Genomic DNA, 545 nt, shown 5'->3' with positions numbered 1-545 from the left:
GTCGGCCGCATACACCCACAACCGCCCGGTCGCGGTCTTGCCCCGGCCGGGGTCGAGCACCGGCACGGGCGTGTCGTCGGCGTGGATCTTGTCGGCCTTGAGGACTTCGTCGCGCATGCGGCTGACGATGGGGTCGAGGAGCGCGGCGGCCTGTCCGGTCCAGCCCGCCAATGTCGAGCGGTCGATGTCGAGCCCTTGCGCCGCCATCATCTCGGCCTGGCGGTAGAGCGGCAGATGGTGGTCGAACTTCGAGACGACGATGTGCGCCAGCGTCGCGAAGGTCGCCTTGCCCTTGGCTATCGCGCTGACCGGTGCGGGAGCCTGGACGATCTTCTCGCACACCCGGCAGCTGTATTTGGAGCGGACGTTGCGCACGACCCGCCAGCGCACCGGCACGATGTCGAGCATCTCGTGCGCATCCGAGCCGAGCGGACGCAACGCACCACCGCAGTCCGGACAGGTGCAGGCACCCGACGCCGGCTCATGGACGACCTCCTCGCGCGGCAGGTGTCCGGGTAGACTGCGGACGGGTACTGGCCGTGCCA

Annotated in this window: 1 protein-coding gene; it reads right to left on the bottom strand. The window is 69.4% G+C overall.

Annotated features, from left to right (window positions below; translation table 11 throughout):
• Nucleotides 1-545 (bottom strand): IS66 family transposase (gene tnpC / locus SP5_RS18295; protein ID WP_042491517.1); only part of this gene is annotated, 545 nt, incomplete at both ends.

This window comes from Sphingomonas parapaucimobilis NBRC 15100, from assembly GCF_000787715.1.
Taxonomy (GTDB): Bacteria; Pseudomonadota; Alphaproteobacteria; order Sphingomonadales; family Sphingomonadaceae; genus Sphingomonas; species Sphingomonas parapaucimobilis.
This window is presented reverse-complemented; position numbering and strand designations above follow the sequence as displayed.